Source organism: Pararobbsia alpina, assembly GCF_902859895.1.
Classification (GTDB): Bacteria; Pseudomonadota; Gammaproteobacteria; order Burkholderiales; family Burkholderiaceae; genus Pararobbsia; species Pararobbsia alpina.
In genome coordinates this window covers 18,762-39,066 of record NZ_CADIKM010000026.1, presented here as the reverse complement: position 1 = coordinate 39,066, position 20,305 = coordinate 18,762, and the positions used below count along the sequence as shown (strand labels likewise).

Sequence of the window (20,305 nt, the reverse complement as noted above, 5' to 3'; positions counted from 1 at the left end):
GCATGCGGCGTCCAGACGCTTGACGCACGCTGACCACCTGTGTTCCAATCGGCGGACATTCTGAATTGGGTCGGTGCCCAAGCCAACCTGCCTTCCCGGGCAAGGTGGATCGCGAAAGCGGATGTGGCTCATTGAGGAGCAACCAAGCGGGTAAAGCACCGACCCTCCTTATACGGAGGGTTTTTGTCTTCAGCCACAGCCATTCCTCGCGATACCATTCAAGCGTATCGGGAGACCCACTATCGCGTATTGGGCAACGCGCCCACGATGTTGATTGTCGGTGAAGCCAACCAGCCGCTGGCAGCATTGCATAAGGCTGCCGGTGTTACGTGCAGCGCCTTTATCACCGCCTGCAACCCGTTCAGCAGGCAGGATGCTGACGTTGCGTCCAACGTTCATCGTCAGCAGGCATTGGCTAATGATCTAGCGCAGCGCGGCCTGATCTTCATTGAAGGTATCGGCGAGCTTCCTTCCAACGGCTGGCCTGCGGAGGAAAGCTTTTTGGTGCTTGGTGTGTCGTTGGAAAATGCCAAGGCAATCGGAAAGCAATTTGCACAGAACGCGATTGTATGGTCGGGTGATGATGCTGTGCCGCAGTTAGTACTTCTGCGGTAGTTCACCGCACGACCGGCCGAGCATCTATCTTTTATGTCGCGAGTCGCTCCTGCGAACGCTTCCTTCACGAACGGAAAATGCCATGACACCAGTGTGGAAAGAAGAAGAAGTGTCAATTGAAGTACTGTCCGAGCATCTGAGCAATAGCGGCTTTGTTGTTCAAGGCGTTGAAGACAATCAAATTTCACTGCGTACCGGTGCGGGTATCGGCTATTCCGTCACGCTTCACGATTCGCCTCAATTCATTCGACTGAGTACCTACCTGCCATTGCGTAGTGACGAACCCACCGCCAAAAAACGTGAACTTGAGCACCGACTGAACGCATCGATCTTTCTGGCGACGTTCACGCTCGACGACGATGAAGATGTCACAGTTACATACGTCATGCCGTATGGACACGGGCTGATCGCGGGACAGTTTGCAGCCATCGTCCAACGTTTCGGGTCACTCCTCGACTTCGTAGTGCATACACAGAACGAGAGCGGCCTGATTGATTTCGAGGAAAGTCGAACCCCTCCCACGGCAAATCTGCTCAACTGACCTCGCGTGAACATTGTGGCCGGAAGCGTCGGTATTGACGGGCGGAGGAGAGACCGTGACGTTCACGGTTGACCCGAACGCGGAGTGACGGGCTGCCCGACTGGCGGGGGAAATGACCAAGCGGCACGATGCTTCGCATACGAGAACGTGGGTCAGGATGTCCGCGATTTTTTACGCAGTCAACCGAAGTTAACAAACCAAGGGGAGATTATGTCTATTCGATATAGAGTACGCGTAGGTCGTAATGTATCTGCATATGGTTCAGCTTCGGATTTCACGTCCGGGGAGGGTGGCCTGTTACTCGCGTTGGCGTTTCCCGGCGCATTCTTGGCTATGATTTTTGTTGCCTTCTTATTCATGGTGTATTCGATAGTAACGGCACCAAGTCCCGCCGAACAGAAGGCGTTGGACGCGAAGGCGCATATGAAGGCTATTAAAGAACAAATTGTGGCAAACAATGATCCTCGCGAGATAGCGACGCCGATTGATTTCGATGGCAAGCCGTGCCCATATCGTCATTGTCCCGGTGGCTTCGTGTCACAGGAAGCTTACGACCACGCAACTACCATTAACAATGCAGCTAAGGACGCTTACGAAAGGTCGGAGGAGGAAAAGGCCGACAGAATGGCACAAGCTGAACAAGAAGCGATACGAATAGTACAACAGGAGAACGCCGAAGCACAGGGCGAAAGGGTTTCGGCACAGGGCGGCACTACCGATAAACCGTCAGGTATGGCACTGGCAGTTCAGCAGTCGCAGGCCGTAACTAACGAAGTCACCGCTAGTATAAACGCGCATCATTGAAAGTTGATTCGAAGGTTCCGTGACTTTAAGGGGCATATCATAAATTTCTAGATGAAGCGCAAGGCAATCACTTTCGTGGCTACAGTGCGGCGACTATCGTGCAGAACCGGTCTGACCTATTTCTGAAAGACTGTACCGCCTTCGTCATGAACGCGCCGCAGGCTGACGGATCGACTGGCGACGCGGCATCTACCACTGTGATGACCGTTGCTGACGGGAGGCGTAACGGCGGTGTACCAATGTCGGCAGACTAATTGACCGGTGGACCGCTTCTGGTGACTGTCATCGACTGATAGGCAGAAATGCGATGCGGACCTGCCACTGGCTTACCGTTCATCGGACAGTGGTAGCGAACGATCCACTAGTGAATGACAGGCGGCAGCTACCCATTGAACCAATGGTAGGCAGACTGATAGCACACTATTGCAGTGTCCGGTAGTACCACCAATGGCCGACAGACAATTGATATTCGGTATGTCAATGGTAATGTGTGACGCTGGTCCCGACGATCAACAGTACCGCGCCACTATAGCAATGGTAGGCGGGCTACCGAACCACTGTTGCACCGGTGGACCGAATGGTGCCGCTGACCATTCAGTCCTTGCGTCGTGACCGTATCGGCCAGTGATTCACTGCCGACCATTGGTTGAATACTGTTCGACCATCGGACTGCGACCCGTACCGATGTATTGCAGGGACTGTCCGCACGACTGGCCGGAGTTGTTGCAATCGCAACCATTGGTGCTGCGAGGCTGTCCCGCGTTCAGTTGTAAAGGACTCGATGTCCGCGATCACTTGCGCATTGGGATTATGGGAAATATGCATCCTCTTCTCGGTATCCTGAGCCTGATGCAACTGCCTCAAACGCCATCGAGAGTAGGGCACGCACCGCCATTGTCTGCGTGCCTGAATGCTCCGGTGCCAGAGGGAATGCTCCCACGCTTGGCACACTTTGAGGTGACGTTGTACCGAATGCACTTGGGTGCCGGACGAAGAAGTTGGGGTTGGGGTTTTGTACCTGCCCTCCAACGCCGTCACCCGGGAAAAGTACATATGCTCCTCGCGTACCCAATATTCCGTCGCGATACGTATGCATTTTGAACAGGTCGTCTTGCTTGTGAACCCGCGATAGTTCGACCGTATAATCTGTTTCTGCGGCGGGCTCGCTCTCGCCCCCGCCCTGATCGCCAGACGATTGGAAAAGGTCCTCGGCTTCCTGTCGATCAAGCCGATATTTGGCATCGAAATGAAACCAATGTGCAGGATGACCCGGAATGCGGGCGACTATGCTGAAATCAGGATCGAACGAGGCGGTGTAGCTTCCAAACCAATCAGTTCGCGGTGCCTTGGGCCGCGAGAACCGCCTATTGTAGAAAAGACTGATGTGGACCTTGATGCCCGATTTGGATTCGAACTCAAACCTGCACTCGCTGCGTTGGCCTTTGGACAGTTGAATCCGCAAGCCATCCTTCGACACAGTAAGGAAGTCGCCGCCGCCGATTTGCGGGCAAATCTCTGACAGAATTTCGCGTAGCGTGAAAAAACACCAGTATTCGTAGATGTGGCTTACCGGTCGGACATCGCCGACCAGCCCATCAGCCAGTTCCGCGCCCTGCTTCCAAGCTAGGGCAAGACGCATGCGTAGTGTGATGTCGAAGCGAAACAACTCCTTATAGCCGCGCTTGCGCAACAAGACTTGCGAGTTAGTCGGAACCTGAGCCAGCGGACCCACTTCGCGCCACAGTCCGTATTGCAGCAACTCATCCAATAGATTGCCCCATACCCGCGCTTCCCGTTCGGCTGCTCTGCGTCGGCGCAGAGCCATAAGGTTCTCTAGGCGCTGGGCGATTAGGCGGCAGTGTTCAAGAAATGCCTTGGCGTAGCGATTCTCAGGCGTGTCATGCGACTCAAACGCCTCACGCCTTGGAAGTTCGGTCGGGGTAAAGCCCCGAAATACGCGCGACAACGGACCACCAAGAGAGAGTGTGTGCAGATCGATGCTGTCAACGATCAGTTCGGGATCGGCCTCCTCCAGTTCCTCAACCGGGGTCGCTTCGGTCTGTTCGAGAAGGCGAACATGCGGGTTTGCCAGAATTTCTTCGACTGCCACAGGCAAGTTTCCCGACGACATCACATGTCGCATGAGAAAGTGCAAGGCGGCTTCGGTTTCTGCCTGATCCTCACTGACGGAAAACGATAGCGATACGGGGCTGTCGTAGGCGAGTAGTAATTCCGCTGCCTTTTCAGCTAATTTATCTAGTAGCAGCTTGAACTCGTCGAAGTACCGTAGCTTCCGACACACGACCTCGGCACGCAGGTATCCGCCGAATTGTGTAGCAAAATGAATTACGCCAGCATGAGAACGCAGGCGCAATTGCGCTGTAATGATCGTATGTGCACGACCGGCGACAAGTACCTCCCTCCAACGCCGAACGGGTTCCCGTTTGAACGCGCTGGTCAGGCGCTGATCGAACGGCCAAGCGGGATGAATCGTGGCCTGTTGCTTAACATCGGCCAAGGAAAGCGGGACGGTGATGTCTATGAAATAGTCACTGTCTTCTCGAAGCTGGAAGGGTTCAAATAGCTGATTGGTCTCTCGCCAGCACATGGGCAGCACGCCGCCTGATTCGAGGGTTTCGGCATCCAATTCCTCCTCGGCAGCCAACAAGCCGGGGATTGGTTGAAAAGAGCCTAGTGGTCTGCCCTGTCCGAGTGCCGATTCGATGTCCAGCACGACACCGGAACCAAGATCAAACCTCGCTCGATGTAGGGCAACGAACGACATGTTATTTGATGAAAGACGTGTAGTTTCGAGTGACTAGGCGCGAGTGCATGCTGTCCAGTTTGGCCGAGCTGATCTTGAACGTGCGGGGCAACACGGGAAGCGCCTGGCCCGGTGCAATCTGGAACACGGCGTTTACTCCCAAAGTGTACTTAGCGGCGGGGTCACTGCTGCCGTCACCGCCGTCGAGAAATGCCGCCAGCGCCTTTAGGCTGTCTCCCAAGACGGATCGATTGCCGTGAATCTTCGGCAGAACCTTCTGAAATATGGCGCGGTCCAGACCATCGTTCCATGTTTTCATCGCATCAGCGGGTGTCAGCCCCATCCCAAGCTGCGCTTTGATCCAGACGTGAAGGTACTCGTAGACCTCTTTAACGACTCGGAAACCGAACTCAAACCCGGTCGGGCTGAGGAGATGGAAGCACCCGTCTAGCGCGTTCAAGGTCAGTGCTTTGGCCGCCTGTAGTTCCCCATGGTTGACGCCATGTTTCGAAGCAAGCAAGTCAATGATGGCCGTGGGATCAGCATTGTTTGCCGTCCGCACTTCTCGGTCATCGATAGCGCCACGTAACAGTTCGTTTGCAGGGGCCAAATCGATACACGGACCTGAAGCACCGCCCGCCACATATTGGCTTGGCTTCATGGCATGAACCTCCAACACGTGCGCCCGATCCAGGACCTTTGGGGAAAACATGTACGTCGTTTCATCGACGTTGACCGTCCCGACGTAAAAAAGGTTTGGCGGAAGAGTCAACGGTTGGTCCCGTTCGACCAATAAACGGGCAGACTCAGCCTCCGGCGACCCTTTATCCTCAATATCGAGAATCTCGCTGATGACGCCAAGGGCCTGTCGGTCCACGATGGGTGCACTCTCTCCGTCATCCAAAATATTTGACGCCTCCATCAAAGAGAGAAACGGCGCAAAGTAACGCTCGACATGCGAAAGGTTCATTTCGTCAAAAATCAGGAAATGAGGTACCTTCGTTGAGTCTTTGTGACACGCTCGAAGGATGATCCTCAGGGTCTCCGTGATTTCATAGCTTTCGTTCGTCTCCGAACCGTCAGCCCGCTTCCGCGTCGGCCCAAATGGAGTACGGTATCCCAATAGCTTTTTCGGTGATGTCCAGTCAGGGCCAATCGGCACAAGTTGAAAAATCTGGCCGTTGATCGATCCTGCGTAGTGAGATTGAAGAGCTTCCGCAAGGCGCAAAGATGATCGAGATTTTCCGGTGCCGGATGTGCCGGAGAGGATGACAAAAGGTTTGGCGGCAAGCGCTGCGACCAAGTCCAAGGAGCAGTCCACCCCAGCAGGGGCTGCGGTAGTGGTAACAAGCACGGCCAGCCCGGTCAAATAATTCGCTGGGTCTGCCGCCGATGTTGAAAGGTCACTGTCCTCAAGAGCGAGTTCGGGCTTGTCGAACAGCACATCGATCTCGTTGTTGGTCAGTCCGAGGTCGGCGATCAGTCGCTCTTGAAGCAGTTTCCCACGTTGAAGCGGACTTGGTTCCGAACCGAGTATCGGTTCTATGTCCGCGTGACGATAGGTCCAAACGGCCAATTCACCCAGGGCGGGTTTGGAAGTCGCGCGCGTTGCTTCTTTCAACATGAGATCGGCAAGATGAGCGTCATACCCTTCGGCGAGACTTGCCTGACGAGGCGAGTCTGATGAGAGGCTAATCACGTTAGCCCAACTTGTGCCGCCGATGGTTGAGCCGGTCCCATTCGAGAACCATTTCCCTTTTCGAAAACCGCCTTTGTCAGTGTTGACGGTGAATGGGACAAAGTATTCCTTCACCGCAGTCGGGGCGGGTCGCGCGGTGTTATGAACAGAGGCTAGTTCACATGCGGCCTGAACAAAAGCTGGCTCACCCGTCGCCATGGCAACAGAGGCCGCCCCCTTGATGGCGATAGTGCGTTTGACGACCAGAAAGTCGAGCAATGCCCCCTTAGCTTGGGTGTCAGACAGCGCTTCGACCGACGCCTTCAGGCGCTCGGCAGTGAGAAACTTCGACATGTTATGCCCTTATGAGCGGGTCTTATTCGCCGTCAGTAAGTTGGTCCACCATCAACTGACAGAACTCTTTCTTGATGTCGATCCCAATCGCCCTAAACCCGTTTTTTCTGGCGAACGCGAGGCTGGTTCCACTACCTCCGAACGGATCGAGCACTACGCCGCCCGGAGGCGTCGTAGCTAGGATTGGGATGCGCACCAGTTCTTCAGAAAAGCGTGCCTTGTGCTGGTGACTATTTCGCGCTGGTGCAATTTCCCAAGTGTCAGGCGGCGGCAGTACGCTGCCCGAATCAGACTTTCGCCCGACTGCGGACTTATCGAAGTAATACCATCGAGACTTGACCATATGGAACATGTACTCATGCGACATTGAGCAGCGGTCCCGAACCTGATCCGGGATTGGGTTAGGCTTGACCCAAACGTTGTCATTGCGGACCAGCCAGTCTTTGTCTTGCATCGCGATGGCGAAGCGATGGGGAATCAGCAACAGTTGCTTCGGCTTGCACAGCAATCCATCGCCTGTCTTGTCTTGCGGACGAAGACCGAACCGACGAGCACTTTGTTTGCTCTCGCCGCTCCTGTGCTCGCCTTTTCCGCTCCAATAAGTGTCCCCAAGATTTACCCATAGGCTACCGTTTTCGGCTAGAACCGGCCTAGCCGATTCAAAGGATTCGACGAGGTTCTCAATGAATTGTCGCGGGTGCTCTTCCAGCCCGATTTGCCCGTCTACTTCGTAGTCTCGTTGTCCATAAAAGGGCGGAGAGGTCACCATGCAGTTGACACTGACTCCCGCCTTCGCAAGGTGCGTCATGGCCTCGCGCACATCCATGTTCAGGATCAGAACGTGGTCATCCGAGTAGAAGGCAACTTTGCGTAATTCCGGGTGGGTGAACGCTTCATGCGTTGCAACGGTAGGGACGAGGGCCGCATTCGCCTTAGTGAGCGGCTTCGGGTTCGCCTTAGTGAGCGGCTTCGGATTCACCTTCGCGGCTTTCGGTTTAGCGTTCGGTTTGCTTGGGCTTGTCTCGCGGGTTTTGCGCTCCCTCGCGGCGGCTACCGTATCGTCCATCTTCTTTCTCAGTTCCAGCAAGTATTGGCACGCAACTTTAACATCTCGGACCAGGCGCTAGGCCCTGATATTCCGGCCGCAGCGGCTGTCCGGCAATGTCCCAAGAGTTGCGCAGCAGCGGTGAGGGTTACGTCGGCGACGACGTCGCAGGAATACCACCGTTTGCTAACAGTGATGAAATCGCAGCGGTCAGACTGTTGGAAATATAGGGTTGACCGTTTCTGACAGATGCTGATATTCTGACGCCCTTTTCCGACACGTTAGGGTGCCTATGGCGATCTTTGGGTATGGCCGGGTTAGCACGCGGGAGCAGACAACCGAGAATCAGCGACTGGAAATCGCGAATGCTGGTTACAAGGTCGATTACTGGTTCACGGACGAGGGCATCAGCGGCAAGACGCACGCGTCGCAGCGACCGCAGTTCGTCGCCATGTTGGACAAGATCAGGGATTGCGAGACGCTGGTCGTTTCTCGTCTCGACCGTTTGGGCCGAGATGCCGAAGACGTGTTGCGCACGGTGCGGACCTTGGCCGAACGCAAGATCGAGGTCATCGTGCTTCAACTTGGGAAACTGGACCTCGCGTCATCTGCCGGAAAGCTGATGCTCACGATGCTGTCTGCGGTTGCGGAGATGGAGCGTTCACTGCTGGTGGAGCGCACGCAAGCCGGATTGGCACGTGCAAAGGCTGAAGGTAAGGTACTCGGTAGACCGTCCAAGACCACGCCCGCAAAACGTGAAGAGATGAAGACGAAGTACGCGTCGGGTGAGACGGTGAGTGCCTTGGCACGGCAGTACGGGATTTCGCGGGCCAGCGTTCTCGCTGTCGTGAATCCATAGCCGAAGGGAAGTGTTTGGCAGACCTTCAGCCCTGACGGAAGAACAACGTGCCGTGGTGGTAGAACGCTTGAATGGCCGGACATTCGTGGCGCAGTTGGGCCGAGACATGAAGACCAGCCGCCAGACGATCATGCGGGTGCGAGAAGGAGTGGCGGCGCAGCCAGTTGCTGGGGTGCGACACCGCTCGGGCAATGCAAGCGACGGACCGCGTTGCCATGTTGTTTTGGAATAGCACAATGGCGTGCTTGTGAAGTAGTTGACAATCCTTTCAAGGTCCTGTATAATCATCGATTCATTCAGTGAGCGGAGTGAAATTTTCAGTTCTTGAGCGCTCACATCGCGGCAATCGTTCTGGTTGGCGCGTCTATATTTTCAGTTCCCTGACCTAGCCGGTGTCGCCTTCGTGCGCATGTTGGCTGTGCTTCGCCGTCGTTGCAATGCGATGTCCGGGAACAGATCGAAAACCAATCAGCGTCCCCGACGTTGCCGTGTATCACACAGGCTATTCACTGCCTTTGTGGGGTGGCACGCACGACCTTAGGGAATGCTGGCATATAGATGCAGCCATTCAGAATGAATTTGAACAATCAAAACCAAAAAACTCAGCAACAAGTAACTACTCAACTTTCAACGCGTGCTCCCGCCGCAAAAGGTTCCTACGTATATCATCGCGCCGACGATCTATTCGGCTCCACAGTGACGTACTCATGGTTCAAGAACAGAACCACGACCGTACCGGAACGCGTGACTGAATCGTTCCAAGAATTGGCGATGCGCTGCCGCACACCAGAGATCAGAGAGAAGAACGACGGTCCGACCTTTTCACCGTTCACGTTCTCGCAACGTCATTTCCACGCATACCACGCGCAAGAGTGCAGCCTTCTCGCATTCAAGTTCGAGAAAGTCCGGGGTTCCACGCAACCCAAAGACATTCTCGCGTGCGTTGATGGGCTTGCATCCTGGCTGTATAGCACCCACAGCCATTGCTTCTGTAGCGAATATCCGACCGGAAGCTATCAGTTGATAGTCGCACTTCGCACGCCGATACCCAAACAGTATCTCAAGGTTGTCGCGATGAATTTTGCGACGCGGTTCTGCCTGCTGAGCGGCATCATCCACTCGTCCTACATGTCGTGGAATCAGCGCATTCAGTTTCCGTCCTGTCCCGCGTCCCAGTCGCATCAGTTCGTCGTCGAACACCAAGGTGGGCAAGCATACGACTGGCTGCCGGACTTTCTCGAACATCAAGCCCCGAAGTCATTCAAAAATTGGGATATGCAGTAATGTCAGTGGCGATCATACAGCCGACGGTCAGAGATGAAGGGCAAGTATGCGACGGGCCAAACGGTGAGTGCTTTGGCGCGGCATTACGGAATCTCTCGGGCCAGCGTTGTTTCGGTCGTCAATTCAGTCGGGCGACGTAACTCACGTTGGCGCGATACAACACAAGGCGTGCACTGTCAACCATTTCGGTGGGCAGTGGCGACACTTTTTGCTATAATAGCGTTTCTTGAGGGAGCGAATCGTTCACGGAGATGTTGAGCATCCCAAGAAGACCTTATGTGAGTGACGTTCGGCATTTTTATTGAACGCTCACAACGCAGCAACCGCATCTGGTTGCGCGTCTATATGAATTCCAATAGTAGTTCCTTGACTTAGCCTACGTTGCATTCGTGCGAACGTTGGCTGTGCTTTGCCATCACTGCAAAGCGGTGTCCTGGAACATATCGAAAATCATTCAGCTTCCCCGACTGCTTTGTACCCACGCGCTTAGGTCATCCAACGCCATTGCGTGTGAACGGTAAACGGGACTTCTGGGGCCGCTGATTTATAGACGCAGCACCGCGTACAACAACTCATGTCTTTTCAGTTAAAGAAACATGTAATCTTCTGTCAATCCCTGTATGAAGCGTTCGCCGAAGCGCAAATGCTTTACCCGACGCGCAAGCTGGAACGCGGTCGGTTTGTCCGGTTCCCCACGAACGACAAGCAAAGCGACGATGCCGGTTGGTGCAGGCTGTTTCCCGATGGGACTGGTGCGGCCTTCGGCGATCACCGTAATGGCATTACCTACATCTGGCAGCAGCGCGATCCGGGTGCACCGCCGCCGACCGATGAAGAAAGGCAGGTTGCTTGGGCGAAAGCAGATGCGGCCCGTCAACAGGCAGACGTTGAACGTGCGGCAGAACAGGCCGAAGCAATGCAAACCGCCAGCCGGTTGTGGGCCGAAAGCAGTGATCTACAAGCGACACATCCTTATGTGGCGCGCAAAAGTGTCACGCCTTTCGGCGCACGACAGGCGTCGGATGGCAGGCTGGTACTGCCCGTGTATGGCCCAGACTATGCATTACAGAGTTTGCAGTTCATTGCCGATGACGGCAGCAAGAGGTTTCTCGCCAAAGGCAAGATGAAGTCCGGGCGTCTGATCTTGGGTGATCCCGAGGATGGTTCGCGGTTGATCTTGTGCGAAGGTTGGGCCACCGGTTGTTCATTGCATCAGGCAACGGGCCACCCCACGGTCATCTGTTTTTCCGGCAGCAACATTGCAACTGTCGCCGAAAACCTGCGCTTGTGTTATCCAAATTCGCGTCTCGTCGTTGCAGGTGATCTTGATTCAACCGGTGCGGGTGCAAAGTTTGCCAATGCGGCACTGGCGGTGGCTAATAACTCGATGGTTGTCTATCCGTCGTTCGCCGATGGCCGTGATCATGGCGATTTCAATGACCTGCACCAATGTGACGGAATCGATGTGGTTGGCAGTCAGATCAGTACGGCAATCGGTGCAATGGCGCTTCCGTTTACCGAAGTGACCGGGCCGATCCGTGAGCTTTTTGCGGTGCCGACGCTGGCGAAAACTGACGTCCGCGATGGTACGGCTACCACTCGCCCATTGTCAGAACTCGGCAACGCGTATCGTATGCTTGATCTCGTTGGCGACCGGTTGAGATACGTCTACGACGTTAAAAAGTGGCTGAAGTGGGACGGAACAGCGTGGACGTGGGACACGGACGGCGCTTCGGTCCGCGCAATGGCTATGAAGTTACCTACGGTGATCCTAAACGAAGCTCGTGAATATTTAACGGACGCCGAACACTTTGCGAAGTGGTCGAGACAGTCTCATAAGGAAAAGACGATCAAGGCGTCCGTGTCATTGCTGCAAGACTTCGAAGAGATTCGCTTGCCGTCTTCTTGCATCGATGCCGATATACTAAAAATTGGGTTTGACGGCGCAAGACAGATGATCGATCTCGATACCGGTGAAGTACGCCCGACGACGCCCACAGACCTCATCACCAAGTCGCTGAACGTCTCGTCAATTGCAACATCGACCGACGATATACGCTGGATACAATTTCTCAGGCAGGTGTTCGACAACGATCTCGAAATGATCGACTGGCTTCAGCGGTTTTGCGGGTACCTATTGACGGGTTCGACAGAAGAGCAGTTTTTTCTTTTCTGCTACGGCCATGGTGCGAACGGAAAATCCGTGTTCATTGAGACCCTGAAGCACGTTATGGGCGACTATGCCCGTGCGATTGCACCGGAGACACTTTGCGCAACGAGACGACAGGCCGGTGCCGCTACACCTGATCTTGTGCCTTTGATCGGTGCGAGATTGGCAATTTCTTCCGAAACTGAAGACAACGCCAGCATGGCTGAATCATTGGTTAAGGGTCTTGTGGGCGGTGACACAATGCCCGTCCGTGCAAATTACGGTGCGCAGCTTCAATTCACGCCGATGTTGAAGCTGATTATGGCCGGGAATCACCAACCAAGGATCAATGGCGTTGATTCGGGAATCTGGCGGCGTGTCCGACTGGTTCCGTTCAATAAGACGTTCACGGCTGATCAACGTGACCCGCAGCTTCTGTCCACGCTGAAAATTGAAGCACCGCTCATTCTTGGCTGGATGCTGCAAGGCTGTCTCGCGTGGAAGAAGCGCGGATTGGCCGACACGCCGCATGCGATCACTGATGCGACTGATGGGTACCGGCAGGACCAAGACATCACGGGCAAGTGGTTGTCCGACTGCACGGTTAAAGATGTCTCTCGCGAAACACTGTCAACGGCGCTGTATGCGAACTACAAGTCATGGGCAATGGATAACGGCTTTCAGGCCGCAAGTTCACAAACATTGAGTCGCCGTCTCCGTGAACGCGGCTTCGAACCACGAAAATCTAATGGAAAGACGTGGTGGCCGGGCTTGGCCTTGACCGATTCGCTGGGCTGGCACCCAAACACGCAGCCGGTTGTTCCGCTTGTTTCCCCATCGGCACAACTGGTTTTTAACTGATCGCAGGAACCGGCAGTGCTGGCAGTGCTGATTTAGGTCTATTTTTATAAATTTTTCTATATCGATTCAATAAGAAAAATTCTTGAAAATGATGTTGAATTAGCACTGATAGCACTGGGCCTTTTTTTTCCGGCGTGAGGCCGTTACAGGTGAAGGGGAAGGGCAGCGCCTTCGGAAACATGGTGGCCCCATGCATTCAATAGCATCTCCCGTGGGAAACCTACAATCTTTGCGTAGTTGTGACAAATCGCGTTCCGTTCTCCTGAAGTAGGCGACGACAGACGCAACAAACCTAACAAGTATCCAGAAATCAAACCATGAAACAAGTATCCACAAACAAAACCATGGAAAAAGTGTTAAAAAAACAAATCGCGAAACTAAAAAAATTCCATGCCGCAAATTCGCATATGTACGAAGCACTTTTCGGCGAAAACTCAAACGATGCCTGTCTCGCTGAAAGTGGCCCCGAAGCCGAGCATCTCACAAATGAATTCACGCCGAACGATACGTTCACCGCCAGCGCCCCAGACTCTCACATGATTCAGCAGTTGAGGATGTAGCCGTCCGCGATAGCCATGCCGTCGTCAACAGCTTGACCGCATCTACTTCAGGGACGACTTCTGCTTCTCCGTGACGCGGTGCCTGTGCTGCCTTTTCTAGCGACCTTGTGGCAGATTCGTCGCAACCTGCGATGTCGCGCAGGGTCTTCCATTGCGTTGCCTTGTCCTTCGGGTCCAGTATTCGAGTGGCGATGCAGTGCTGTCGCAGCGATTCGACAGCACGGTAGCAATGAAACGCAACGTCGTCCGGTTCTTTCATCGCCGTGATAAGGTCCCGCAAGCAACGATGAATGAAAACTCCCGATTCGCCTTGAAGTTTGGGACGCATGGTGGCGATTCGAGCGTCCAGATCGACTCCGCGATGTAGTTCGCTGATGCACGGTACGTCGATACCGAAGACGACATCGACGCCGATTTCCGAGCAAGTTGCCCGTCGAATCTCAACATCGTAGGTGTGGCCCAAAACGTAGCCCACCATGTCCATCTCCAACTGGACTAAGTACTTGACGACGTTTCTCAGGTCCAGTGCATTCCACTCGACCTCTGTTTCGACCCAGACGGCAACTTGATTCAGAAGGATTCGAACATCGGCTTTCGCATCGACGCCGGATGCGGCATGCGTGAACCGCGCGGAGATGCGGCGATCCGGTATCTGAGCCCGTTCGGGATGAACCTCGCCATCAAGGAAGTATCTATACATATTCTATGATCGCCCCGTGTGCCCTCATTGGGTCGTCGAAGCGTCTGGCGGAACACCAGATTCCCATTCGCAGGCGCCGACAAAGCGTGACGTATGGCGGGTCCGATTCAAGTTCGGGAGCATAGAAGCTGTCGAGTTGATAGGACGAACACCGGGGGCACCGGTCCGGTCGTTCAGATTCTCTTCTCACGACGGCAGCAGAGAACACTTCAAGTACATGATGCGTCGCGTCCATTGCCAATTCTGCATCGATGGTGACCGCATTGGACGTGTGCGTAAGCCAGTTCACCAGTCCCCACGCCGAACCTGATACCTGCTTCAGATATGCTCGTATGTCCTTCGAGTGCGCCCCCGGTGCCGACCAGTTCGCGATCAGTTCCGCCCACTCTGTGAAGTTCCCTCGCTTTGGTAGCGTAGCGTTGTCAGGCAGATCGACATACTCGGGCGCATTTGCGACAAAGGTCAGCAGGCATTCGCGGCACTTCATGCCGACTGCTTGAAAGTCCTCAGCCTCGGACGCGTTATCGATAGCGGAAGCCGCTTGTTCCCATCGCCGCCATGCTGCGGCGAATCGATCCTGATTGGGTGTTCCGGCCTTGCGGGCATCGCGAGATGCGACCCGGGCCATGAGACCAACGTGGAACGAGAAGAGATAGTCAAGGCTTGGGAATTCGGTTCGAGAATACAGATTTGTCGGGCTTGTAATAACCCACCATCGACCGTCGCTGGCATGTACATCCCAAGCCGAGTACGTCGTGCCGAATACCACCTCGGTCTTCATCATTTCTAGGTGCCGTACCGTCACTAAGTCGCCGTCTTCGCGCCCCTTGTTTGCCTGCCATTCAAAATAGCTAATGATCTCCTCTTCCTCGCGCTCGGACCTTTCCAATACTGTGTCGCGCAATTTATCGATGTTCGGTACCGTTGGCCACGTGCACTCCTCGGGCGGCGTCAGTTCTTGGCTTTCGTCATAGGTCATGCCATTCCCCCATGCCTAGCAAGGCTATGTCGGAAGAATACCGGACGCAATTCTAATTCGGCTATTGGGGGACGACCCGCTCCAACCCCACTGCGGTATGTGGATGTGCTTTCGTCGTCTATGCCACAAACAGTTCGGAAGGGAATGCGCCATGCGAACTGCTGCATCGGTGCGGTGGACTGGTTCGATGTATGGCCTTAGGCAACCGAAACCGAACTCCTGCCTTGCGAACCATATGTGTCCGCTGCCAAGTTGTTCAAAGACCACATCAGGCTATTGACGCACGCTCCGCACAAGCCCGTTTGACCGTGGCAGTGCCGACGCCGAACTGTTCCGCAGTCTGCCTGATGCTCGCGCCATGTTCGGCCCGCCATGCCCGGATAGCGCCGTAGTCGTGCGACCGTTCGCGTCCGGTGTACTTGCCCGTAGCCTTGGCGATAGCAACGCCACGCCGCTGCATTTCCGCTCGGTTTTTATAGTCTGCTTCACCTTGTGCCGCCATGAACGCAAGCACAGCGTCCCGCGTCGCCTTCGCAATCGGGTCCGTCGCATTGCCGTCGAAGACCATACCGTTGAGCGTGCACTCGACACGAACGCCCATGTCTATGAGTCGTCGCATGGTCCGGTGCAGTTCGTCATAGCGGCGGCTGATCCGATCCAGCCACCGAACGATCAACACGCCGCCATGCCGCAAGTCATGCTCGACCTTTCGCCACTGTTCGCGATCTCCGGGCGCAACGTGATAACCGCTGATACCTTCGTCTATGAACACGTCTTTCACATTCACACCGTGCTGCTTTGCGTCTTCATGCTGACTTGCCGCCGATTGACCATCCGTGGTGGAGATTCGCCCGTAATAGAGTTTTCGCATGTTGGCCTTGTGGATCAATTGAATCAATGGATCAATATTAGGCGATGGATCACATCCGGTCAATCCTATTGATCTACGTGTCGGTGCTCAATGTGGTAGCTCATGCAGGCATACCCTGACGATCCACCTGATGGGTAGCCAGCAAATCACTTGCTTCCTAAAATAATGCTGGTGAGAATTTGGCCGCTTCCCGATACTGCAAAGACCTACGGAGATAACAAAGAGGTGGTCGTGTACCGATCATTGCTCTGACGACGCGACCGCAAAAAATCAAAGGTTCGTTAACAGGACCAAAAAAAGCCAATACGGGAGACGATATGGAATGCACGCAGTGCGGCACCGATAACGGTGCCCAAAGCAAATTCTGCACGAAATGTGGGGCTCCGCTAGCCGCCGCGCATAATCAAACTCCGATCTGGAACCCATTGACCGTCACCAGTCTCAGTTTCGTATTCACCCCGATTTTCAGTAGCGACTTACAAACGTCGAACTGGCGGTCTCTCGGGCAACCTGAACGGGCAGCCTCTTCGAAGGTTTGGTTTTATGTCAAGCAAGCGTACCAATCGGAGATGCAGATTCGCTCAGGAGGCGTCTTCGGAGTAAAGCCGTTACTGAACCCGGCGTGAAGTAAGCCACGCCGCGATTCGCGGTGTCGGTCATACTGTACGCAGTTGACGACAACGACCCATACCGATGTACCGCAAAACAATGCAACCAAGGGGTTACACATGGCTTTAGTCCACGACACGCACGGCGAGGTAACTAGGGGGAATAACAGGAAGCTATGGATCAACGCGGTCTCATTGCACTCGCCTATAGTTCCCTGAGTGCCTTGTCGATTCTTTGGGCACTGTTTATGTACGGTTGATAAATCAGGCGCTCTTGCTACAGATGCAGGGGCGCCGAGTATCGACACCAGTGTTGGCTAGACCTTGCGGCAGATGCGAAGCAGAACCGTGGCTGGACCTATTAGAGAGTCTGCTTTCGGACGGCCAGTTGACGCTGCTGGTACCGCGTATCATTGTCGATGAATTCCAAATAAAAACCGTGACCGGGTCCCCAAATCAAGTGCGAAGAGCCTCGGCACACTTCGATCAGGTGAAGAGCGCCATTCGCAAGGCTGATGGCGATAAGCGGCAGAAGGATCGGATATTGGACTACCTGTCCGACCTAGATCACCGCATCCCCATCTTAGGTGGTGCCGCCGAGGGCGCACTGTCGCAAATTGCGGCGATCTTTGTCTTCATCAACGATCATCGAAGCGAGTGATGCGGTCAAGCTTCGGGCGGCAGATCGTGCGCTCTACCGAAAAGCCAATGCCCGGCTACACCGGTCGCAGCTGGAAAGACCGCCTATACGCGGATGCGATCAAGGCGCTATAGGATGTGTTTGCGGAGGAAAAAGCTGATGAAGGTCGCTGACCTGTCGGGCGCTGTTCTCGACTTCTGGGTTGCGAAGGCCGAGGGACATGAGTTAGTCACGGACCCGGCGACAATAGCCAGGGCTGCGGTAGGCAATGGACGGGCCGTTCTTTTCAGAAACAACGCGGGAACGTTGTGCATTGCATGCGCGGGCGGCAGGGAGTGGAGTCCTTCAACCGACCCGAGGCAGAGCCATCCGATTATCGAGCGCGAGCGAATCCAACTAGAACCGTTTCCAGACGTTGAGTGGCTTGCTTTCGAGCGATTCGATGGCCGGGGAGAACCTCCGCATGATTCGCCATGCCGCCAATATGGTCCGACGGCGCTGATCGCCGCGATGCGTGCCCGGGTAGCCTCAAAGTACGGCGAAGAAGTGCCGGATGACATTGAGACGCCACCTATCACGATGGACTGCTTGATGCGCTGAGGCGGGGGAGATAGGAAGCAGGAAGCGGGTGATGCTAACTCCACCTCGCCGCTTCATCTGCTGCGAACTGTCACCGTCGGGACCGGGTCCAGCGGCACCAGTCGTGGTGGTCTAGGTTCGTGAGTAGTTGCGCACGATGACGTTTGCGACGATAGGGGCCGACCACGACAGTCGCCGCGATTATCAGGGCGAGCGTACCGATCACTATCCACATCCACATCCACGATTCGACCATTGCAGCCTCCATCGATAGGTCCGGTCCGCAGTCGCTGACCGCTTGCCTTCCTTCAATTGCCGCGATGACTACCTGTAACACTGCTGTCGGACCCGTTAGATCCGCAGTCTCTCGCAGGGTAAGGAGTGCACTCAGTGAGCCCGCGAAATAGCTTGCAGAACGGCGTCGCCGTGCAGAGTGGTGCGAAGTCGCTGGTGTCCTGAATGCAGCAGTTCCACGCGTACTAGTTGCCGTTCCAGCAGGGTATGAGGATCCAGACGAAAAAAAAGCCGCCCCAACTCCGGGGTGAAGTGTAGGGCGGACCTTAAAGTCAATGCGGCACAAAAGGACGTGTGCTTCGCGAGGATACGCCTTGGGCCTAGAACCGCAACGACCCCTAGATCGCGAACTATTGCGATAGCAATCATTTGCGCCATCACCGCCTTCTCCGGGCGTGATATAGCCGAGCGGATGGTTGAACCGGGCCACCCATTCCTGCGTCGCCACTTCGACAGACTCACGCGTTTTCCACGGCCCAGCACGATGATTCCGTTTCGCCTTGCACATATCTAGACTTCGTTCATCGGTACGCCGACAAGTTGCGCAAATGCCCAAGTGAATCGCCGTCACTGCGTACCGTCGAATTCATGGACCGGTCGAATGAACAAGGACCAAGTTGTTCTCTACTCGTTTCCGATCTGTTACCAATCTTGGTTCGTGACCAGTTGGTTGCTTATTCATTCGAGAAGTACAAACTACTGGCTCATCGGTCACGGACCGAATTGATATGCACCACTGGGGACAAATCCGTCAATCACGTAGTTCTGGTGTTGCGAATTAGATAAAATCCGATGTTGCGCACTCATCGACAGACATATGGTGTGCCGCAGTTTATTTTGTTCGCCCACCATCAAATTCGCGTGATAACCCGCGATCAAAGGTCACATGAACCGGTAGGCGCTGGACACCGTTTCACCTCTTCACTCTCCTGTGGGCGTGCAACCGCGTCAACAGGTTCTGTCGTCTACGTCGGATGAAGGAGAATCGATGGGAAACGAGGCAGGTTTCGTCGGCTTGCGGGGCTGTGCTGATGCCCGGATTGCGGGACTGGTGGGGCTTCTTGTTGGCGATGCGTTGGGCGTCCCATACGAGTTCCACGACCCGTCTGAAATCCCGCCGCGCGACCGTATCGAGATGATGCCGCCCGCCAGATTCTGCCGTTCTCATGCCGGTGTGCCTGTCGGTACATGGTCTGACGATGGTGCACAGGCGCTGTGTTTGCTTGCAAGTCTCATAGAATGTGGTCGGTTCTCGCTACCCGATTTCGCTGACAGACTGCTTCGATGGCTGGATCACGGTTATATGGCTGTCGATGGGGACGTGTTCGATGTTGGTATCCAGACTGCCGACGCATTGAGCAAACTTCGCGATGGTGTGCCGCCGCACGAATCTGGCGGTGCGTCCGAATGGGATAACGGCAATGGATCGTTGATGCGTGTCTTGCCGCTTGCCCTGTGGCACACCGGTCCCGATGACGCACTGGTCCGTGACGCACATCTGCAATCGATGCCCACACACTGTCATCCGCGTTCGCTGGTCGCCTGCGGCTACTACTGCCTTGTGGCGAGGGCTTACCTGGGGACGCGGGCCGATCCGTGGGTATGGGCCGACCAACGTCTCGAAGAAATTTACAGCAATTGGTCCAACGAACGTGAAAGAAGGGCGTTGCTGACTGAACTGGACGTGCTGAGACGGTTTTCGAGGACCGACACGCCGCGTGGCACCGGGTATGTCATCGACACCATATGGTCAGCACGCAAGGCATTGGAAGAAGACTCGTTCGAGGATGTGATTCGAACGGCGATTAGCTTCGGCAATGACACAGATACAACCGCCGCCGTGGCGGGTGGTCTTGCGGGAATCCGGTTCGGCCTTGCCGGGATACCGGCACGCTGGCTGCAACAGCTACGTGGATTCGACCTCGCCGAACCTTTGATCCTGACGCTTCAGTGGTTGGCTTAAAGTAGCGTCTCGCGTTGCCGATATGCTGCGATTATGGATCGAAACCACGCGTTTCTTCGGGAGGACGTTGATGCAAATAGAAAGGGTTGGCAGGTACAAACTGTCGTTCGACAAGGACCAATTCACGGTGGAATGCCCTCTAGGTACCGACAAGTTC

General features: G+C 54.9%; 17 protein-coding genes and 1 riboswitch. Of the genes, 11 read left to right on the top strand and 6 right to left on the bottom strand.

Annotated features, from left to right (window positions below):
- The first annotated feature begins 50 nt into the window (after positions 1-50).
- Positions 51-156: riboswitch (SAM-I-IV-variant riboswitch) on the top strand.
- Between the two features lie 27 nt (positions 157-183).
- From HV670_RS20885 to HV670_RS20875, 3 genes are all read left to right on the top strand, one after another.
- Positions 184-615: a DUF3293 domain-containing protein gene (locus tag HV670_RS20885; protein ID WP_246257765.1), complete on the top strand. Its 432-nt coding sequence runs from the start codon at positions 184-186 to the stop codon at positions 613-615.
- 82 nt (positions 616-697) lie between these two features.
- Positions 698-1,156, top strand: coding sequence for a YbjN domain-containing protein (locus HV670_RS20880; RefSeq protein ID WP_175106780.1), 459 nt, complete (start codon positions 698-700; stop codon positions 1,154-1,156).
- A gap of 327 nt (positions 1,157-1,483) precedes the next feature.
- Positions 1,484-1,960 carry a hypothetical protein gene (locus HV670_RS20875; RefSeq protein ID WP_217478480.1) on the top strand — a complete coding sequence of 159 codons (477 nt, stop codon included), beginning with the start codon at positions 1,484-1,486 and terminating at the stop codon, positions 1,958-1,960.
- An 808-nt stretch (positions 1,961-2,768) separates the two neighbouring features.
- Here HV670_RS20875 and HV670_RS20870 read toward each other — a convergent pair.
- The 3 genes from HV670_RS20870 to HV670_RS20860 are packed head-to-tail and all read right to left on the bottom strand — an operon-like array spanning position 2,769 to position 7,822.
- A complete protein-coding gene (locus HV670_RS20870) occupies positions 2,769-4,694 on the bottom strand; it encodes a DUF2357 domain-containing protein (protein WP_217478479.1) in 1,926 nt (641 codons plus the stop codon).
- A 52-nt stretch (positions 4,695-4,746) separates the two neighbouring features.
- Positions 4,747-6,756, bottom strand: a complete 2,010-nt coding sequence (locus tag HV670_RS20865; protein ID WP_175106777.1) for an McrB family protein — start codon at positions 6,754-6,756, stop codon at positions 4,747-4,749.
- Positions 6,757-6,778: 22 nt separating this feature from the next.
- The gene (locus HV670_RS20860) at positions 6,779-7,822 is read right to left on the bottom strand and encodes a DNA-methyltransferase (RefSeq protein ID WP_175106776.1); all 1,044 of its coding nucleotides are present in this window, start codon (positions 7,820-7,822) and stop codon (positions 6,779-6,781) included.
- 271 nt (positions 7,823-8,093) lie between these two features.
- On the opposite strand from HV670_RS20860, the gene HV670_RS20855 reads away from it, so the two are divergent.
- From HV670_RS20855 to HV670_RS20840, 4 genes are all read left to right on the top strand, one after another.
- On the top strand, positions 8,094-8,660 hold the full coding sequence (locus HV670_RS20855) for a recombinase family protein (RefSeq protein WP_175106775.1): 567 nt from the start codon (positions 8,094-8,096) through the stop codon (positions 8,658-8,660).
- 573 nt (positions 8,661-9,233) lie between these two features.
- Entirely contained in the window at positions 9,234-9,944 is a 711-nt protein-coding gene (locus HV670_RS20850) for a hypothetical protein (protein WP_175106774.1), read from the top strand.
- Positions 9,945-10,518: 574 nt separating this feature from the next.
- Positions 10,519-12,954 (top strand): phage/plasmid primase, P4 family, encoded by a 2,436-nt coding sequence (locus HV670_RS20845; protein ID WP_175106773.1) that lies wholly within the window; start codon positions 10,519-10,521, stop codon positions 12,952-12,954.
- A gap of 317 nt (positions 12,955-13,271) precedes the next feature.
- The gene (locus HV670_RS20840) at positions 13,272-13,514 is read left to right on the top strand and encodes a hypothetical protein (protein ID WP_175106772.1); all 243 of its coding nucleotides are present in this window, start codon (positions 13,272-13,274) and stop codon (positions 13,512-13,514) included.
- On the opposite strand, the gene HV670_RS20835 is transcribed toward HV670_RS20840, so the two are convergent.
- The 3 genes from HV670_RS20835 to HV670_RS20825 form a co-directional block, all read right to left on the bottom strand.
- On the bottom strand, positions 13,465-14,214 hold the full coding sequence (locus tag HV670_RS20835; protein ID WP_175106771.1) for a DUF8168 domain-containing protein: 750 nt from the start codon (positions 14,212-14,214) through the stop codon (positions 13,465-13,467). The genes HV670_RS20840 and HV670_RS20835 overlap by 50 nt on opposite strands.
- Entirely contained in the window at positions 14,207-15,193 is a 987-nt protein-coding gene (locus tag HV670_RS20830) for a hypothetical protein (RefSeq protein WP_175106770.1), read from the bottom strand. Before HV670_RS20830 ends, HV670_RS20835 begins: the two co-directional genes overlap by 8 nt.
- A 268-nt stretch (positions 15,194-15,461) precedes the next feature.
- Positions 15,462-16,064, bottom strand: a complete 603-nt coding sequence (locus HV670_RS20825) for a recombinase family protein (RefSeq protein WP_175106769.1) — start codon at positions 16,062-16,064, stop codon at positions 15,462-15,464.
- A gap of 317 nt (positions 16,065-16,381) precedes the next feature.
- Between HV670_RS20825 and HV670_RS32280 the strand changes: the two genes are divergently transcribed.
- From HV670_RS32280 to HV670_RS20805, 4 genes are all read left to right on the top strand, one after another.
- Complete coding sequence (locus HV670_RS32280) at positions 16,382-16,690, top strand: zinc ribbon domain-containing protein (RefSeq protein ID WP_175106768.1); 309 nt, start codon at positions 16,382-16,384, stop codon at positions 16,688-16,690.
- A gap of 370 nt (positions 16,691-17,060) precedes the next feature.
- Positions 17,061-17,333, top strand: a complete 273-nt coding sequence (locus HV670_RS20815) for a PIN domain-containing protein (protein ID WP_175106767.1) — start codon at positions 17,061-17,063, stop codon at positions 17,331-17,333.
- Between the two features lie 138 nt (positions 17,334-17,471).
- Entirely contained in the window at positions 17,472-17,912 is a 441-nt protein-coding gene (locus HV670_RS20810; protein ID WP_175106766.1) for a phage protein NinX family protein, read from the top strand.
- A 1,261-nt stretch (positions 17,913-19,173) separates the two neighbouring features.
- On the top strand, positions 19,174-20,148 hold the full coding sequence (locus tag HV670_RS20805) for an ADP-ribosylglycohydrolase family protein (RefSeq protein ID WP_175106765.1): 975 nt from the start codon (positions 19,174-19,176) through the stop codon (positions 20,146-20,148).
- The last annotated feature ends 157 nt before the right edge of the window (positions 20,149-20,305 follow it).